Here is a 15,375-nt window from a genome sequence, read left to right as displayed (position 1 = left end):
ATCCCTCCCGATTAGCTCATAGCGAGAATTTGGTTAGCCCGCTGTGCATTTTCATCGGAACTGTGTATGACTTTCATTTGCATTTCAAAGCGACGCGCGTTGGCGATCATGTTCACCATGCTTTCTACTGGATTCACATTACTGCCTTCCAGTACACCCGGCATAACTTTCACTTCAGTGCTGGCCGCCAATTCATTGCCCTGCTGTTCCCGCGCCAGTGGCGTTAAATGGAACAAACCATCATCACCACGCACGACTTGGTTAGCTTCTGGTTTAACGATTTTCAGCTTGCCAATCTGGCCCAACAAAGTGGGAGGATCGCTGGCAATCAAGGCAGAGATGGCACCGTCTGTCGCAATGGTCAGTTCAGCCTGCGGCGGGACATCAATCGGCCCGTTTTCGCCCATCAACATACGCCCCTGTACCATCAGTTGCCCTTCGGGTGAAATCTGGATGCTGCCGTTGCGGGTATAGGCTTCTGTCCCGTCTTCAAGCTGGACAGCCAAATAGCCACCTTGTCCGACTGCCACATCTAACGGACGAGAAGTGTAATTCATAGGACCTTGACGGCTATCCATGCCAGGAGTAGAGGCAACGACCAGCGAGCGTGTCGGCAAGGTTTCACCTTCAATAGGTACGGCACGCAGGGCAGCAAGCTGGGCCTTGAAGCCTGGTGTTGACGCATTAGCCAGATTGTTGGCTGTGACAGCCTGATGTTCCAGCGTTTGGCGCGCAGCGCCCATAGCGGTATAAATGACGTGATCCATAAAGCTATCCGCCTGAGCCTATTAACGCATACTGACCAGCGTTTGCAGAATTTGATCCTGCGTTTTGATGGTCTGGGCGTTAGATTGGTAGTTACGCTGGGCGACAATCATACTGACCAGCTCCTGGCTCATATCAACGTTTGATGATTCCAATGAGCTACTGATCAACTTACCGAAGTTACCTGAACCTGCGGTGCCGACCACTGGGCTACCGGATGCACCGGTTTCGATCCAAACGTTATCACCCTGAGAAGCTAAGCCTGCCGGATTGGAGAAGTTCGCCAGTACGACTTGTCCCAATACTTGTTTCTGCTCGTTAGAATAAATACCGTAAATTTTGCCATCCCCCTCAACTTGGTAGTTGGTGAAGTGACCTGCCGCATAACCGTCTTGCTTTTGATTAGAAATGGAATCTTCTTTGACTCTCTGCTGCTTGCTACCGTTAAAGTCAAACTCGATTGTGGCCGGATTAGAACCATTCAAGGCTGGCATAGCGAAAGCAAATACGTTGTCAGCCGTTGTAGGTGCCGCAAGCTTACCATTACCATCAAAACTCACACTGCCCTTTTTGTTTAATTTTTCAGCTACCGCATTCTTAACAGAAGTATCCAGGGCATAAATATCCCACTGATTATCATCTGTCTTGACAAAGAACACATTGACATTATGTTCATTGCCGAGGCTATCGTATACCGAGATACCGGAACTGTAGTTAAAAGTATCTTTCACATCCGGTTTAAATGGATTAGCTGCCGTATCGATCTTGTCATGCATCGAATTCAGGTTAGCCTTCATCTTAACTTCTGTCGTCGCCTTAGCAGCCAGCATGTCTGTGGGAATCGAAATTGGCCCTGGTGCGGCACCTTGTTGAATTTCAGGACCATCTTTACCCTGAATGGCTTGATAACCCGTCAATTTCATGCCCTGCATATCGATCACATTACGATCAGCATCCATTTTAAATTGACCATTACGGGAATAAAAAATATTACCGTTGGTATCCTGCATACGGAAAAAACCGCCCTGGGTGATCGCCATATTTAATTGATCATTGGTTTTGGTGATTGAACCATCCTTAAAGTTCTGCACCATGCCAGAAACTTTCACGCCCAACCCAACATCTGAGCCACTGAACACATCGGAAAAAGCAACAGAACTGGATTTAAATCCGTATGTTGCCGAGTTTGCAATATTATTACCAATAACGTCTAAGTTGCTTGCTGCAGCATTTAAGCCACTGACCGCTTGTGAAAAAGCCATATGTCCTCCGTTTAATTAAAGAATCTGACGAACTTCGTCCATGTTTACCGTACCCACCAGCCCTAAATCCAATTTCGTGCCATTCTCTTGCCGCACAACACCTTCAACCTTGGCAGCTCTCAGGGCATTGACCATCAGCGCTTGATCCTGCTGGCTTGCGGAAACGGTGAAGTTGTAAGCGCCTTGTTCCACTACATTGCCGTCTGCGTCTTTACCATCCCATCCGAAGCTGTGTACACCGGCACCCAAAAATTCAGATGAATTGGGATCCAATTTATTGAATTCCATCTCCCGAACAACTACGCCACTTTTATTTCTGATGGTCACTTTGACAGTATCGGCGGGTCGATTTAGTTCAAAGCCGATTGGGGTTGCACTGTTTTCACTAGCCCCCAGCAAAATCTCATTGCCGGGCACCATGACATCTCGGCCAATCAGTGCGACCGTTTGCATCGTGTGGTTGCTGTCCATTTGCCCGACAATGGAACCCAGCGTCTTATTGAGCTTCTCAATCCCTTCAACCGTGCTGATCTGCGCAATCTGTGAAGTCATTTCACTGTTTTGCATTGGGTTGGTTGGATCTTGGTTTTGGAGCTGAGCAACCAAGATCTTCAAGAAGTTATCTTTAATATCACCACTGCTTTGCAATTCTCGGTTGGTCAACTTAGCCAGTTCACCGACGGTTGAATTATCCAATGATTCATTAACAGAAGCGGTAATTCCCATAACGATATTCCTGTTACTGGCCTAGTGTCAGCGTTTTCAACATAATGGATTTGGTCGTATTTAGCACTTCGACGTTCGCCTGATAACTGCGGGAAGCGGAGATGGTATTGACCATTTCTCCAACAACATCCACATTCGGCATACGTACATAACCTTTTTCATCGGCCAGTGGATGGCCAGGCTGATATTCAAGACGGAAAGGTGAAGGATCATCCACAACTTCACTAACGCGAACACCGCCAACCTCTTGGCCTGCGGGAGCGGCGACACGGAAGACCACTTGCTTGGCACGGTATGGCTCACCATCCGGCCCCGCAACACTGTCGGCATTCGCCATATTACTGGCGCTAACGTTCAGTCGCTGAGACTGAGCAGAAAGCGCCGAACTGGCAATATCAAAAATACTAAGTAGAGACATTCCCATTATCCTTGTGACTGTAGAACTGACATCATGCTTTTGATTTGTGCATTGGTCATCGTGAGTTCAGCCTGATATTTCAAACTGTTATCTGCGAAATTGCTGCGTTCTATATCCATGTCAACGGTATTTCCATCCATGGCGGTCTGGTATGGCACCCGATACAGCAGATCCATCTCCAGACGTTTTTGAGGCTGAACGGGAATATGTCGATCGGAAGTCAGAGATAGCCCAATTCCATTCCCCGTTACACGACCATGTGCCATGACTTTTTTCAGTTGAGCAGCAAAATCGATATCACGCGCCTGATAGCCAGGGGTATCCGCATTGGCGATATTGGCAGACAAAATTTCCTGCCGCTGGTTGCGGAGCGCCAGCGCTTCTTGTCGAAATTGAAAAGCGGCATCTAATTTATCGAGCATATTCCTCCCTCGGGTTAGTTCTGTCGGGGATAAGCCCCAAGCAGCTAACAGAATAAACGGAGAAGAAAAAGGTAATTCGAAGAATAGAAACAAATTGAATTGCTATTTATCCCATTAACGAATAATCAATCGAGTTACACTACATAACATCCAACAGGTGCTGAATATTTTTTGTAATCATGGCTCGCTAACAGGATTTAAGGTGGTGAAATGCCTGCACTAAAATTTATCGGGTTCCTTGCCTTTTTCCTTAATCTATTTTTTGTTTTCGGCAGTTCTGCCGCTTGGGGAAACAACATACCGCAATTAATAGATGGCTATTTCAGGCAGATCCATCGCCCATCAAATCATCAGGTTTCAGTGGAGATCAAAACGCCCGAACAACAATGGCCGGTTTGTGAACATCCTGAAATACAACCATTACTTAGCAACAAAAATTGGGGTAACCTTTCTGTACCTGTGACTTGTGGTCAGCAACGCCGTTTTATTCAGGTTTATGTCAATGTCATCGGCCCTTATTTGGTTTCTAAGCGGGCTATTAGCCGCAATACAGCCCTGACAATAAAAGATTTTCAAGTAAAAACAGGTTCCTTAGATAAGCTGCCAAACGACATAATCCGTAACAGCAAAGCCATACAAAATGGTATTGCGCTGCGCAACATACCTGCCGGACAATTCATCACACGCAATATGATCCGGCGTCCCTGGGCAATTCAAGCCGGGCAAAATGTGGTTGTCACCGTAGATGGGCACCATTTTCAGGTGCGTTATGAAGGAAAAGCGATTAACAACGCCGCGAGTTTTGATAATATCCGTGTCCGCCTGAACTCTGGACAGGTCATTACGGGTGAAGCTCAAGAAAATGGTAGTGTAAAAATGATGTTATAAATGGCTAAAGTTTTACTTCTTCACGCCGATATAACCAACAGACCATGATTTACAGGCATGCCAGCGGTATATCGCCTGCTACCTAAGACAAATAAATAATGCCTGATTAAAGGATTACGATTATGAGTATTGAACGCACTCAACCTCTACTGGCTATTGCTGCTTTACAACAGCGCAATGCCAATGAAGGTGCTCAGAGCACTCGCAGAATTGTGGCTGTTGCAGAAAAAAGCGCAGATACACAAGTTAAGCTGAGCGAAGCGCAGAAAAAGCTCGTTCAGCCAAGCAGTCAGGATATTAATATCCAGAAAGTACAACAACTGAAAGAAGCCATTGCAAAGGGAACCCTAACGATGGACAGCGGTAAAATTGCTGATGCTCTATTTAGGGAGGCCCTTGAAAACATGGAATATGATAAATAAACACCCAATCTAAAGAGCCATAAATGGAAGAACTTCAACTCTTGCTTGAACAGCAAAGCGCGCACTTAAATTTGCTTTCGCAAACTATGGCAGAAGAACAGCGCATATTGAGCGAAGGCTTTATTGAAGTGAATCATTTACATCGTGTGACGGAACAAAAGACATTTTTGCTTTCAGCGCTCGATCATGCTGAACGAAAACGCCAGCAGTTAAATGACACGCTAAAAATAAATGCTCCTTATGCTAACCATAAAAGGCTAGCCGTCTTATGGAGTCAAATTAGTCAATCTGTTGAACACATCCGTGATTTAAATTCACATAACGGATTTTTACTGGAACAACATATAGCGTTAAATAGTAAAGCGATCGCTTTTCTGAAAACTCACCACAGCCCTTCTTTTTATGGTGCAGACGGCCAAGCCCGTCGTCATTCAGCGCTATCAGGCCACAAGATCAGCGTTTGATCATTCGGTTACTGCCTAAGCAGTAAGCTCTACAGACCTCTTGGTTTATTGACAGTGATAAGGGGTCTGTTTCTGTGTATCTGTATTTCCCCCTTGATAAAAAAGAAAATAATTCTCATTATACTAACGCGCTTTTAAAGGAATATAGTCCCTCGGTGATAGTTCCGATATATTCACTTTTTTAGTTATACCAATCTAACTGCAAGATGCGTTTTATATCACCCCGCTACGCGGAGGAAATATAAGCAATCACATTGATTTGCAAGCTGCAACTTGAAGTTTAATGCGTATATGACTCCAAAGTGTTAATTTGATATTGATTATGTTTTTTTAAAAAGCGATTATCATTATTACGATAAAAGTCATTTGCTGATATTGTGACCAAACCGAACCGGTACGCAACCCCATTTTCCTCGATATGCTTTTGATAGAAAAAGAAAAAATTATCGCTTACGTAAAAAAGCTTCCCGCAAATTCTTCATTTCCCTTTGATTGATAAATCCTATCAATATATTGGCAATTGATCGTGATTACCGATCGTTTTGTTGATCTTTTCTGATACATAAGGTAAATTTTTCTTCTGCGCACAAAAATCTGTGCTCAAAATCTTTTTGTTATGGCACTTTATTATATTGCGTTATACATAATAAGTAGTTTCATATTATGATTGTTATGGATGTGTGAATGAAAAATAGTTTAGTTTCATCTTTTATTGCTGCAATATTGGTTTCAGTAAGTAGTGTTTCTTATGCGGCTTTTCCGGTAACAACGGGATCAGTAAAATTCCACGGGGATATTATAGAATCAACGTGTGATAGTGATGTTTCTGGCAATACTGTAAATATGGGAACATATCACATGAGCGATATCGGAAAAAAAGGATCTGAAATTACAGGGAGCAAAAAGCCTTTTAGTATTAAATTAACCGGCTGTCCTGTGACTACCACACCGCTTATCATGGAAGTCACACTTTCTGGAAATACACCGGATTCCACCGATAACAGGCTATTAGCATTAGATGGATCTTCTGGAACAGCTGCAGCCGGAATTGGCATTGGTATTTATAACAACGCAGGTGTGCTGATAGATCTTTCTTCCTCTTCTAAGCTGCCAGGAGTTACAATCGACAAGGCTGATATGGAAATACCTTTACAAGTGGCTTATGTATCTAATGGACAAAGCGTCAGAGCTGGCAAGGCCGATGCCACACTTAATTTTAATATAAATTACAAATAAAAATTAATTATCTATTCCCTAGCCGCAGAGGTATTTTTATGGCTGCGGCCAGGAGCTATTAACATCATAAGCAGTCATGTAATAATGAAAGATAAAATAAAAAAAATATTTATATCGTATATGTTAACAAAAAAAATAACGCTCATATTTTTATTATTTTTTATATTTCCGTCCTGGGCGGGTGTCACTATTGGTGGAACCCGTGTTATTTATAAAGGAAATAAAAAAGAAACTTCAATTTCGGTGAAAAACGCTGACGAAAGCCGGCCTTATTTAATTCAGTCGTTTATCAGTGCTGACTCAAAAGGAGAAAAAGCGCCTTTTATTGTAACGCCTCCGCTATTTCGTTTGGATGCTGACAAAGAAAGTATTCTTCGTATTGTCCGTATCGGCGGTAATTTACCTGAAGATAGGGAATCGGTTTTTTATCTTAATGTAAAGTCTATTCCTGCTATACAAGAAAACGAACAAAATACTTTATTAATTGCGGTGAAAACCCGAATTAAATTGTTTTATCGGCCTGAAGGCATTGAAGGTGATTCTGAAGAAGCTTATAAGATGCTGACATTTCATCGCATTGGTCACCAACTTGAGGTCAGAAACCCCAGTAATTATTACGTAACCATCGGGCAGCTCAAAGTGGCCGGTAAGCCCCTGACGGGTACGGATATGATCCCTCCGCATGGTGTAGCACATTTCGTTCTGCCATCTGAATCATCAGGCTTAGTTAGCTGGAATAGCATCAACAGTCATGGCGGTATAAGTAAAGAAGTTATTAAAAACCTGCCTTAAAAAGAAAATAAAAGTTAAATATTGGGAACGAAAAATCATATTTTTTAAATATAAAAAGAGTAGCGGCACAATTATGCCAACATATTTGCTTTCAATCTTTATTTTATGTTTTTCCGTATTGTTATCATTACCCGTCACGGCACAGGATTATTTTCGCTTATCAGCATTGGAGTTAGATGAAACTCAATCGGCGATTGATTTAAGCGTATTTTCATTCCCCGGTGGTCAATTACCAGGTCAGTATCAGGTGAACATATTTCTTAACGGGGAAGAGAAAGAAACAAAACAGGTTAATTTTATTAAACTGGAAAATGGAAAACTGTCTCCACAACTAACGGTTGATAATTTAAAACAGTTTGGTGTGAAGATGTCCGCTTTTCCTGCGTTGATGAAACTCTCTCCTGAACAAGTTATTGATGATATTAGCGAATATATTCTGCAGGCATCGACTTCATTTGATTTCTATGGGCAACGTCTGGATATCAGCATTCCACAAGCAGCTTTGGATAATCAAGCCAAAGATACTGTAGCACCACATTTATGGCAGCATGGAGAGTCAGCCTTTTTAATGAGCTATAATTTTAGTGGTTCGGAGAATGATAATAAAAACACAAAAAATCAAAGTTATTTTTTAAATTTACAAAGCGGAATCAATATCGGAGCCTGGCGTATAAGGAATCAATCGGTTTATGAGTATAATTCTGAAAAAAACCAAGGTGAGAGTCGTTTTTCATCTATTAACAGTTACATCCAACGGGACATTCCAGAACTAAAAAGTCAAATAATTCTCGGCGAAACCTTTACTGACGGAGATATATTTGAAAGCGTGCCATTTATCGGGGCTTCTATGACATCCGATAGCTTAATGTTGCCCAGCAGCCAGCGTGGATTTGCGCCAATTATCCGAGGTATTGCTCAAACCCATGCGCGCGTAACAATCCGCCAAAATAATTACGTTATTTACGAAAGCTATGTTCCACCGGGGCCTTTCGTTATTACGGATCTTTATTCCACCTCCGGCTCGGGTGATTTGGATATCACAATCACCGAAAAAGACGGGCAACAGCGTAAATTTGTGCAACCATTTTCATCAGTACCCGTGATGCAACGAGAAGGACAATTAAAATATCAGGTTACCTTGGGGCGCTACCGTTATTCCAACGCCAACACTGATAAACCTTATTTTAGTGAAGCGACATTTATCTATGGACTCTCTAATCGGTTAAGTTTGCTATCTGGTGTTCAGGTAGCAGAAAACTACCGGGCGTTTAACGCGGGTTTGGGAATTGGTTTAGGTAATTTTGGGGCGATTTCTCTGGATATGACACAAGCAGATGCCTGGTTGCATGAGAATAAACATAAACAAGGGCAATCGTACCGAATCCAATATACGAAAAGTATCGAGGCAACGGGAACATCCCTGACATTGGCTGGATATCGCTATTCCACCCCAGAATACTATTCATTTGCAGAAGCGAATGAATATTCAGTAAGAAAAGAAGCCGGCCGCGGCCAGAATAAGCGTAGCCAATTGCAGCTAACCTTAAATCAAGGGATGGGGGATTTTGGCAATATTTATGTGTCTGCCTATCAGCAAGATTACTGGGGAAAACAAGGCACCAACCAGTCATTATCTGCAGGTTACAACATTAACCTTGCAGGGATCAGTTATGGGTTGAACCTTTCCTACGACGCCAATCATAAATCCATTAAGAGTAAGGATATACAGACATCGTTTACTGTTTCTATTCCCCTGGATCAGTGGCTGCCTAATGGATGGGTAACTTACAGCATGAATAGAAATGGCCACAGTCGAGGAAGCCAACAACTGACAATTAGTGGCAGCGCATTGGACGATCATACCTTGTCATATAGTATCCACGGAGAGCACAGCAACAATATGGAAGGGACGAGCGGTGGTGTTTCGCTGGAATATAGCCATTCTTCTGGCCGTGTGAATTTGGGCTACAGCTACAGTGATAATAGCCAATCACTTAACTACGGGCTGTCTGGCGGTATTGTCGCCCATCAAGACGGCATTACGTTTTCTCAATCATTAGGTGAAACCGTAGCACTGGTCAAAGCAGCCGGAGCAGCCGAAACAAAAATTTTAAATCACAGTGGAATTAAAACGGATTCACGTGGCTATGCCGTGATCCCGTCGATCGAACCTTATACCTACAACCGGATTGCCCTGGATACCGAAATGCTGGCTGATGGTGTTGATCTTGACAATTCAGTGCAACACATTGTACCGACTCGCGGGGCCGTGGTTGCTGCCAATTTTCGTATCCGTCAAGGGCACCGTATATTGGTGACATTACGTTACAACGGCAAACCTGTGCCTTTCGGTGCCAGCGCAGCATTAACAAACGGTGACAGTAGCGGGATTGTTGGTGATGACGGTGAGTTGTATTTGAATGCGGTCCCCGAACAGGCAGAAATAAAAGTACAATGGGGAAAAAACAAGCACCAACAATGTCGTGCAAAAACAGATGTATCAGTGCTGCCCGAAAAGTCAGGCGTATTACGCCTGACTGCTGATTGCCGCACCTAAAAGGAATTTATCATGTTTAATTTTGAACGTAATAATCACTTTCAGATTAAAGCTAATAACTTTTTATTGGCATTAATCATTGTTATTGTCGCGGGAAGCTATTCAACACCGGGTATAGCCGCAGTATGTAAGGCAAATAGAATGCAGGAAATAATCAGATTTGATGATATTTATGTTGACTATAAAAATTTGCCAGACAAAAAAAACGCCTCCAATAACGAGATGAGGGTAAGCTGCAATATACCCGATCAGCATATATACGTAAAATCCATGACTGGAGTCAATGTAGGCACCCCTAAAAATAACTTTTATGAAACCAGTCTTCCTGGTGTCAGATTTAAATGGGAACTCCAACCTAATGGTGTAGTGAGTCAGACTATGAATGTAGGTAGTTCAAGAGGGATCGGCATCAGCAACAGAAAATTGAACAGTAAATTTTTTATTGAGATCAATAGCACTGTTCAATCAGGAACCGTCAATGAAATAATAATAACGATGGCTGATACTAAAAATAAGCATACGGTTTTCACTTATAAAATCCCTTCTTTTAACATCACGGCAAGATCTTGTGAAATAACCACGCCGATTGTTAATGTTCCGATGGGAACCGTATTAAAAAGTCACTTTAAAAATATCGGTGATACGGCTGGTGGACGTTCTTTCGAGGTTAATGTGCAATGTAAAGGCTCCCCGAACGCGAATATTACCTGGGAACCGGGAAAGCCCCATACAAATGGAGTGATAAATGCTGATTCGACCTCATCAGCAAAAGGGATCGGCATCCAGATGTTAGATGACAAAGACAATCCTGTGAAGTTTGGTGAACCGCAAGCTCTTGGCGTGATAAATTCTTTGAAGACATTGTCATATAAGGCAAAGTATTATCAAACCAGTAATATCGTCATTGCCGGTAGCGTTAATGCTACAGCCACTTTCACTATCGATTATAAGTAATGAGCCTGTATTAATTCAGATTAATCCATAATAAGGTGATCATTTCAATGATCACCTTATATACCAATCTCATACACAGGATCTTAAGAATTAAACCTTTCAAAACATACATTCAATGTCTTATTTTTACATGGCTTTCTTTACGGTGTTTTAAAGGCGTTCCGATATAAATATTCTCTTGCCTTTTCCAGTAAAAAACCGGTTTCTGACCATACCCGTTGGAGCACAGTTTCTATTATCGGCGCTAACCAGATATCCGTATTTTTCGCCGCCTTGAGCAAAAAAACATCGGAAAATATTCGAATGCCGCGTTATAATCCGGGGTGCGAAAATCAAACAGAAACGGCACAGGCATTGCGTCACCCCATCATTTTCTTATAGGCAGCCTCTGCCTGTTCGGGTGTCGTTTAGCTACCTCGATTGAGCCGTCATTAGCGCCTGTCAGTTCGTTTTTGACGTTCTCGCGGAATGCCTGAACAGAGACGTGTTTACCTAGCAATTCGAGGTTTTTGACTTTGTCCGGCTATTTGATTTTTTTGAGTATGCCGACAGTATCGCGCTCGTCACCTCAACCCTCGAACATCTCAGCCAGATTGAACCCGCTGAGATAACGGCGCCATGATTCCGGTCCTTCGGGCAATGGTTTGATACTGAGGTCCTCCTCCAAAATATCCGCCACATCCATCTGGTCGATTTCAACGAGGCGCATTAGCACATAATTAGCATCAATACCCAACTGTTTATTGTGCCCCTGTTTCAACTTATCGATTAACGCGATAACAATGGTTTTTTCATCAACTGATAGCTGATTTCACTGGCGCGTTTCGGGCTGTACCCTGCTCGGATCGCTGCCTGCGTTGCATTTAAATCGACCAGGTAGGTATTCACGACAAAACGTTTTCTGTTTTGTCGTCATGTTTTTGGTTCCTGTAAATATAAAAAATGCCGCCAGCCCGTGTGCGCTGGGTACACGATAGGAACAGGTGGCAGCATGGGTTATTTCTGTAGCCACTCAGTGAATGGATACAGAAATATTGTGTTTAGTTTCAGAGGGTAATTAATTGTTAAGTTTTATTCGCTTGTTGTTGGGCAGAAATGGGATTAAGTATATGTAAACATACTTTATGGAGGTCGCTATGCCAATAAATCCGCGAGATCCATTTAAAACCAGCTTTCCCTTAGTCAGACGCAGGCCAGTTCTTCGTACTCGAGCCACTATTGAGCATTCTGCCTCTCATTCTTTAGGCGCTGATATTCTTAACGTATATCTAGAATATTTAATCCAATGTAGATTCCTAAGTGTTGATGGATTCGGAAGATTGACTATCAGAGCTGCATTTGCTGACTTAGCTTATGGACCTATTAATTTATCGAATATAGAAAGATATTTGAATCTGCTTGGATTTACCCCAACAATGGCGTTAAACGGAGTTAAATATGTACAGACCCGTTACCCTAATGTTCGTAGCTTAGCCGATTATGAAGAAAATGTTTTACCGGCAATAAAAAGGGCGTGGGCTGCTCATCCACCTTATTGATTTTTAGTTTCTGAGCCGTTAGATGTTATCTTCGCCACTCCAGGTCATTTGGTCTGAGGTGGTGAGGCATTCCCTGTTACTATGGCTGTAAGGTTGTTTGTTAAGCATTCATTTTGTTACCTTATAACATTCAGTCTTGATATAGTCATAGTCCTGCAGATATACAGTCTGCTACCTGTTCTCCGCCATCATTACGGAGGAGATCGTAATAATCTTGTTTAGCTGGTTCGGTAAGCTGTGGGGTTCCTGCATTGCCCAGGCTGGATGTGTCTGTGGCTTTAGACACGGGGGCAGATGGCTTTGATCCGCAGCTTGCAATGACCAGCGGCAACATCAGCGCGAAGAGCATCGATTTCAGATTTGGCATTGACGAATTCCTGAATATGTTTGGTGTCTAACTCATGCAGTATTTCAATGTGCGTGTTCTGGTAAGTGATGGTATCGGTTATATCAGACGATATATTCGCATAACTATATCCAACCAATAAATGGACAAAATAGTATGAAAATTAAATTACCAAATGTACGTTTGGCATTTCCTGATTTATTTGAGACGACTCAGGTTAACGGTCAGGGTGATTTTAAATTCCGTGCAATATTTTTAATTCCAAAAGAGCGAACAGATTTAATTGCTGAAATTGAAGCCGCGATTCTGAAAGTGGCGACTGAAAAATGGGAGGCTAAAGCGGATTCTATTTTAAAATCTATTCGCGGTAATAATATGCGTTTTAATTTCCGTGATGGTGACGATAAACCCAACGATGACGGCTATCCTGGTTGTATGTATATTTCCACCAGCAACAAGTCGCGCCCGTTGGTTATTGACAAATTACGCACACTATTAACTGCACAGGATGAGCGCTCATATTCTGGTTGTTACGTGAATGCCACTATCAATGTTTTTGCCTACGACAATAACGGCAAAGGAATATCCGCGTCGCTCGCTGGGGGTCAGTTTTATCGCGACGGCGATGCGTTCGCGGGTGGCGGTGTTGCATCGGTGGATGATTTTAACGATATCAGCGAGGGCGCTGACGCAGAAGCCGATATTTTTAGTTAATAACATTTTCCCGCTAATTATGTGGGGTTTTAATTAGGATAAATAACCATGAAGTTAAATAAAGATATAAAAAACCAAATTATTAAAAATGTGCTGGATAAATCTGGAATATTTGAAAAAGAGGAGCAATTATATAAAGACCGTGCGATCTGGGCTGAAAAAGTAAGAATCGAAGCCATCGGCGGTGAAAGCTGCATCTGTTCCCACCGTTCGCCGTGAAGCACTTAATGAGATGATCGGGTTGCCATCCGAGATTGTTGGTTAAATGTAAGGAATGCCCCGCTAATTATTACGGGGCAAGATTAATTATAATTTATTTAGAACCACTTAGATAACGCGTAATTTCAGCAGAAAGATGCGAATCTTCTTTTGAAATTAACTCATAAAAATCACGTTGAATTTCACATGATAATTTAGGATTCTTGGCTAATTCCTTTATGTCTTCAGAAGTAACAAGATCTCCATGTCTTTCTATCAATTTAATGTAAATATTAGTAAGCGCTTTTTCCACTTGTGAGGCAGGCAGCCTATTAGCTTTAACGGGCTGTTTTATTGAGTTTATAAAACCCTCCATATAATATTTTTGACCCATTTTATCTCCTAGTGACTTTCCTATTCTATCTAAATCAGGCTCTCCAAGTACACCAGGGTATAATGACTTAAAACATTCCATCCCGGTGGGATCCATAGTTAATAAGCCACTAAAAAGCTTGACGCGATACTTGGTAAAAACATTGACAGCATCATCAGAAGAATAATTTAGTATTTCAGGTAAGTGACTATCAGACCATTTCCTCAGTGATAATACATTTTTCATAATAGCACTATTTTTAGCATCCTTACCTTTAATAAGGTATGAATCTCTAATTGAAAAGTAAAATTCATCATATCGCTCTGGTTCAATGAAGCGAATGACATTCAAGATTGGCCATGTTTTTAATATTTCTTCCTGTGTTGGCCCATCAAATTCTCTTGATTTATCTTTTATATAACCGTAACCCGCTACAAAAAAGATAACCATAATAACAACGGTTATCACTAATTTTTTAATATCGACAAAATCTTTTAAACTTCCCATGTATCCCTCAACAATTTAAAACTAATTATTATGAATAATACTATTCTCTGGCTCGACCTCGAAACCTACAGTGAAGTGCCGATTAAAAATGGCACTCACGCTTACGCCGAACATACCGAAATTATGTAATTTGCATGGGCGATTAACAATAACCCTGTTCAGGTATGGGATATTACCAATGATACGACCATACCCGCCGAATTACATCAAAGTTTACTCGATCCGATCAAGCAGCCGTTCGCGGATGAACACAACAGGGTCATAGTCTTCGGTTAGTCGAGAGATGATGTTTCGCTCCGAAGTTTCGAGTTTGAAGGACGTAAGAACACCAGACGCTAACGCTTCCAACTGAGAAGGTATCGCGGATCGGCACTTGTTCCGCCAGCAAGTTTTGCAAAACTTAAGGAGAATCCGCAGGTGAAGAAACCCTGTGCCCATTCCAGCGGATGCTAACCTGCATGAACCCCACATCAATATGATGTGATTCAATAATTTTGGTCACTATCATAGAGGTGATATTCTCACTTCAACAATCAAACAGGTGACATTATGCAAAGACGTCTCAGTCCTGAATTCAAACTGGAATCAGCCCAGTTAATCCTTGACCAAAATTACAGCGTGAGAGAAGCCGCTCAGGCAATGAATGTGAGTAAGTCTGCGATGGAGTCCTGGGTTCACCAGTTAAAGCAGGAGCGACTTCAATATATGTGTGCTTTCTCCCCACTTCGCGGGGAGAAAGCACGTTTCATAGCATGTTGTAAATTGCAACTTGAAGTTTAATGCGTATATCCAT

At 42.1% G+C, this 15,375-nt stretch carries 18 protein-coding genes and 3 pseudogenes; 12 read left to right on the top strand and 9 right to left on the bottom strand.

What is annotated here, in order from left to right:
- Positions 1 to 11 precede the first annotated feature (11 nt).
- Genes WDV75_RS08775 through flgB form a run of 5 tightly spaced genes read right to left on the bottom strand, consistent with a single transcriptional unit; the run spans position 12 to position 3,593 of the window.
- Positions 12 to 767 carry a flagellar basal body rod protein FlgF gene (locus tag WDV75_RS08775; protein WP_273557395.1) on the bottom strand — a complete coding sequence of 252 codons (756 nt, stop codon included), beginning with the start codon at positions 765 to 767 and terminating at the stop codon, positions 12 to 14.
- 21 nt (positions 768 to 788) lie between these two features.
- Positions 789 to 2,027: a flagellar hook protein FlgE gene (gene flgE / locus WDV75_RS08770; protein WP_273557394.1), complete on the bottom strand. Its 1,239-nt coding sequence runs from the start codon at positions 2,025 to 2,027 to the stop codon at positions 789 to 791.
- Between the two features lie 15 nt (positions 2,028 to 2,042).
- Positions 2,043 to 2,753, bottom strand: a complete 711-nt coding sequence (locus tag WDV75_RS08765) for a flagellar hook assembly protein FlgD (RefSeq protein ID WP_273557393.1) — start codon at positions 2,751 to 2,753, stop codon at positions 2,043 to 2,045.
- Between the two features lie 13 nt (positions 2,754 to 2,766).
- The gene (gene flgC / locus WDV75_RS08760; protein WP_047770689.1) at positions 2,767 to 3,171 is read right to left on the bottom strand and encodes a flagellar basal body rod protein FlgC; all 405 of its coding nucleotides are present in this window, start codon (positions 3,169 to 3,171) and stop codon (positions 2,767 to 2,769) included.
- Positions 3,172 to 3,176: 5 nt separating this feature from the next.
- Positions 3,177 to 3,593: a flagellar basal body rod protein FlgB gene (flgB, locus tag WDV75_RS08755; protein WP_189759962.1), complete on the bottom strand. Its 417-nt coding sequence runs from the start codon at positions 3,591 to 3,593 to the stop codon at positions 3,177 to 3,179.
- Between the two features lie 210 nt (positions 3,594 to 3,803).
- Between flgB and flgA the strand changes: the two genes are divergently transcribed.
- The 7 genes from flgA (at position 3,804) to WDV75_RS08720 (ending at position 10,906) form a co-directional block, all read left to right on the top strand.
- The gene (gene flgA / locus WDV75_RS08750; RefSeq protein ID WP_273557392.1) at positions 3,804 to 4,481 is read left to right on the top strand and encodes a flagellar basal body P-ring formation chaperone FlgA; all 678 of its coding nucleotides are present in this window, start codon (positions 3,804 to 3,806) and stop codon (positions 4,479 to 4,481) included.
- A gap of 122 nt (positions 4,482 to 4,603) precedes the next feature.
- Positions 4,604 to 4,903 carry a flagellar biosynthesis anti-sigma factor FlgM gene (flgM, locus tag WDV75_RS08745; RefSeq protein WP_047770686.1) on the top strand — a complete coding sequence of 100 codons (300 nt, stop codon included), beginning with the start codon at positions 4,604 to 4,606 and terminating at the stop codon, positions 4,901 to 4,903.
- A 23-nt stretch (positions 4,904 to 4,926) separates the two neighbouring features.
- Positions 4,927 to 5,367: a flagella synthesis protein FlgN gene (locus WDV75_RS08740; RefSeq protein WP_273557391.1), complete on the top strand. Its 441-nt coding sequence runs from the start codon at positions 4,927 to 4,929 to the stop codon at positions 5,365 to 5,367.
- A 684-nt stretch (positions 5,368 to 6,051) separates the two neighbouring features.
- On the top strand, positions 6,052 to 6,603 hold the full coding sequence (locus WDV75_RS08735; protein WP_273557390.1) for a fimbrial protein: 552 nt from the start codon (positions 6,052 to 6,054) through the stop codon (positions 6,601 to 6,603).
- Positions 6,604 to 6,687: 84 nt separating this feature from the next.
- Positions 6,688 to 7,395 (top strand): molecular chaperone, encoded by a 708-nt coding sequence (locus WDV75_RS08730; protein ID WP_420497482.1) that lies wholly within the window; start codon positions 6,688 to 6,690, stop codon positions 7,393 to 7,395.
- A gap of 73 nt (positions 7,396 to 7,468) precedes the next feature.
- Positions 7,469 to 9,952, top strand: coding sequence for a fimbria/pilus outer membrane usher protein (locus tag WDV75_RS08725; protein WP_273557389.1), 2,484 nt, complete (start codon positions 7,469 to 7,471; stop codon positions 9,950 to 9,952).
- 12 nt (positions 9,953 to 9,964) lie between these two features.
- Positions 9,965 to 10,906, top strand: coding sequence for a fimbrial protein (locus tag WDV75_RS08720; protein WP_273557388.1), 942 nt, complete (start codon positions 9,965 to 9,967; stop codon positions 10,904 to 10,906).
- Between the two features lie 359 nt (positions 10,907 to 11,265).
- Here WDV75_RS08720 and WDV75_RS08715 read toward each other — a convergent pair.
- Positions 11,266 to 11,822, bottom strand: a pseudogene (locus tag WDV75_RS08715) (terminase small subunit).
- Between the two features lie 220 nt (positions 11,823 to 12,042).
- On the opposite strand from WDV75_RS08715, the gene WDV75_RS08710 reads away from it, so the two are divergent.
- Complete coding sequence (locus WDV75_RS08710; protein WP_273557387.1) at positions 12,043 to 12,444, top strand: hypothetical protein; 402 nt, start codon at positions 12,043 to 12,045, stop codon at positions 12,442 to 12,444.
- Positions 12,445 to 12,615: 171 nt separating this feature from the next.
- Here WDV75_RS08710 and WDV75_RS22105 read toward each other — a convergent pair whose 3' ends face one another.
- Together WDV75_RS22105 and WDV75_RS08700 are read right to left on the bottom strand one after the other, a co-directional pair.
- Complete coding sequence (locus WDV75_RS22105; RefSeq protein ID WP_420497486.1) at positions 12,616 to 12,696, bottom strand: hypothetical protein; 81 nt, start codon at positions 12,694 to 12,696, stop codon at positions 12,616 to 12,618.
- Positions 12,697 to 12,722: 26 nt separating this feature from the next.
- Positions 12,723 to 12,929 carry a lysis system i-spanin subunit Rz gene (locus WDV75_RS08700; protein ID WP_420497481.1) on the bottom strand — a complete coding sequence of 69 codons (207 nt, stop codon included), beginning with the start codon at positions 12,927 to 12,929 and terminating at the stop codon, positions 12,723 to 12,725.
- Positions 12,930 to 12,946: 17 nt separating this feature from the next.
- Between WDV75_RS08700 and WDV75_RS08695 the strand changes: the two genes are divergently transcribed.
- Positions 12,947 to 13,504: a DUF2815 family protein gene (locus WDV75_RS08695; RefSeq protein WP_273557386.1), complete on the top strand. Its 558-nt coding sequence runs from the start codon at positions 12,947 to 12,949 to the stop codon at positions 13,502 to 13,504.
- Between the two features lie 48 nt (positions 13,505 to 13,552).
- Complete coding sequence (locus WDV75_RS08690) at positions 13,553 to 13,723, top strand: Nmad5 family putative nucleotide modification protein (protein ID WP_273557385.1); 171 nt, start codon at positions 13,553 to 13,555, stop codon at positions 13,721 to 13,723.
- A gap of 94 nt (positions 13,724 to 13,817) precedes the next feature.
- Here the strand turns inward: WDV75_RS08690 and WDV75_RS08685 are convergent, their stop codons facing one another.
- Positions 13,818 to 14,582 (bottom strand): hypothetical protein, encoded by a 765-nt coding sequence (locus WDV75_RS08685; RefSeq protein WP_273557384.1) that lies wholly within the window; start codon positions 14,580 to 14,582, stop codon positions 13,818 to 13,820.
- 30 nt (positions 14,583 to 14,612) lie between these two features.
- On the opposite strand from WDV75_RS08685, the pseudogene WDV75_RS08680 reads away from it, so the two are divergent.
- Together WDV75_RS08680 and WDV75_RS08665 are read left to right on the top strand one after the other, a co-directional pair.
- Positions 14,613 to 14,807 (top strand): annotated as a pseudogene (locus WDV75_RS08680) (hypothetical protein); the annotation flags it as partial.
- 324 nt (positions 14,808 to 15,131) lie between these two features.
- Positions 15,132 to 15,320, top strand: a pseudogene (locus tag WDV75_RS08665) (transposase); the annotation flags it as partial.
- Positions 15,321 to 15,375 lie beyond the last annotated feature (55 nt).

The sequence above is a fragment of the Xenorhabdus griffiniae genome (assembly GCF_037265215.1).
GTDB lineage: Bacteria > Pseudomonadota > Gammaproteobacteria > Enterobacterales > Enterobacteriaceae > Xenorhabdus > Xenorhabdus griffiniae.
Note: the sequence above shows the minus strand (reverse complement) of the source record. Positions and strands in the feature narration are given on the sequence as shown.

Excerpts from the sequence above, each read along its gene's own strand:
- WDV75_RS08775 (WP_273557395.1), bottom strand. The coding sequence starts at position 767 with ATGGATCACGTCATTTATACCGCTATGGGCGCTGCGCGCCAAACGCTG.
- flgE (WP_273557394.1), bottom strand. The coding sequence starts at position 2,027 with ATGGCTTTTTCACAAGCGGTCAGTGGCTTAAATGCTGCAGCAAGCAAC.
- WDV75_RS08765 (WP_273557393.1), bottom strand. The coding sequence starts at position 2,753 with ATGGGAATTACCGCTTCTGTTAATGAATCATTGGATAATTCAACCGTC.
- flgC (WP_047770689.1), bottom strand. The coding sequence starts at position 3,171 with ATGTCTCTACTTAGTATTTTTGATATTGCCAGTTCGGCGCTTTCTGCT.
- flgB (WP_189759962.1), bottom strand. The coding sequence starts at position 3,593 with ATGCTCGATAAATTAGATGCCGCTTTTCAATTTCGACAAGAAGCGCTG.
- flgA (WP_273557392.1), top strand. The coding sequence starts at position 3,804 with ATGCCTGCACTAAAATTTATCGGGTTCCTTGCCTTTTTCCTTAATCTA.
- flgM (WP_047770686.1), top strand. The coding sequence starts at position 4,604 with ATGAGTATTGAACGCACTCAACCTCTACTGGCTATTGCTGCTTTACAA.
- WDV75_RS08740 (WP_273557391.1), top strand. The coding sequence starts at position 4,927 with ATGGAAGAACTTCAACTCTTGCTTGAACAGCAAAGCGCGCACTTAAAT.
- WDV75_RS08735 (WP_273557390.1), top strand. The coding sequence starts at position 6,052 with ATGAAAAATAGTTTAGTTTCATCTTTTATTGCTGCAATATTGGTTTCA.
- WDV75_RS08730 (WP_420497482.1), top strand. The coding sequence starts at position 6,688 with ATGAAAGATAAAATAAAAAAAATATTTATATCGTATATGTTAACAAAA.
- WDV75_RS08725 (WP_273557389.1), top strand. The coding sequence starts at position 7,469 with ATGCCAACATATTTGCTTTCAATCTTTATTTTATGTTTTTCCGTATTG.
- WDV75_RS08720 (WP_273557388.1), top strand. The coding sequence starts at position 9,965 with ATGTTTAATTTTGAACGTAATAATCACTTTCAGATTAAAGCTAATAAC.
- WDV75_RS08710 (WP_273557387.1), top strand. The coding sequence starts at position 12,043 with ATGCCAATAAATCCGCGAGATCCATTTAAAACCAGCTTTCCCTTAGTC.
- WDV75_RS22105 (WP_420497486.1), bottom strand. The coding sequence starts at position 12,696 with ATGCAGGAACCCCACAGCTTACCGAACCAGCTAAACAAGATTATTACG.
- WDV75_RS08695 (WP_273557386.1), top strand. The coding sequence starts at position 12,947 with ATGAAAATTAAATTACCAAATGTACGTTTGGCATTTCCTGATTTATTT.
- WDV75_RS08690 (WP_273557385.1), top strand. The coding sequence starts at position 13,553 with ATGAAGTTAAATAAAGATATAAAAAACCAAATTATTAAAAATGTGCTG.
- WDV75_RS08685 (WP_273557384.1), bottom strand. The coding sequence starts at position 14,582 with ATGGGAAGTTTAAAAGATTTTGTCGATATTAAAAAATTAGTGATAACC.